The following is a 374-nucleotide window of genomic DNA, read 5'->3' as shown; positions in this document are numbered from 1 at the left end:
CCTGGCCGTCGTCCATGACCGTGCGCTTGGCCGAGAAGTGCAGCGCGTCGATGCCGGTCTCGATGAGCTCACGGGCGCTGGCGGCATCCACTCCGCTGCCCGCCATGATCTCGATCTCGCCCGCCGCCTCGGCGACCAGGGCGCGGAGGGTGTCGACGCCGTCGATCGCGACCGAGGCCCCACCCGAGGTGAGCACCCGGCGGAGGCCGAGGGAGCGCGCGGTGGCGAGGGTCGCGACGGGGTCGACGGTCACGTCGATGGCGCGGTGCAGGGTCACGGATGCTCCGCCGGCGGCGTCGCGCAGGCGGCGCATGGCCGGGATGTCGAGCAGCCCGTCGGCTCCGAGGGCGCCGATCACGACACCGTCGGCACCG

1 protein-coding gene is annotated in these 374 nt (G+C 74.6%); it reads right to left on the bottom strand.

All coding sequences use genetic code 11. The features are described 5' to 3' along the window. Nucleotides 1-374 (bottom strand): copper homeostasis protein CutC (locus RTM68_RS14415; protein WP_312172141.1); only part of this gene is annotated, 374 nt, incomplete at both ends.

This window comes from Microbacterium sp., assembly GCF_031988965.1.
Taxonomy (GTDB): Bacteria; Actinomycetota; Actinomycetes; order Actinomycetales; family Microbacteriaceae; genus Microbacterium.
This window is presented reverse-complemented; position numbering and strand designations above follow the sequence as displayed.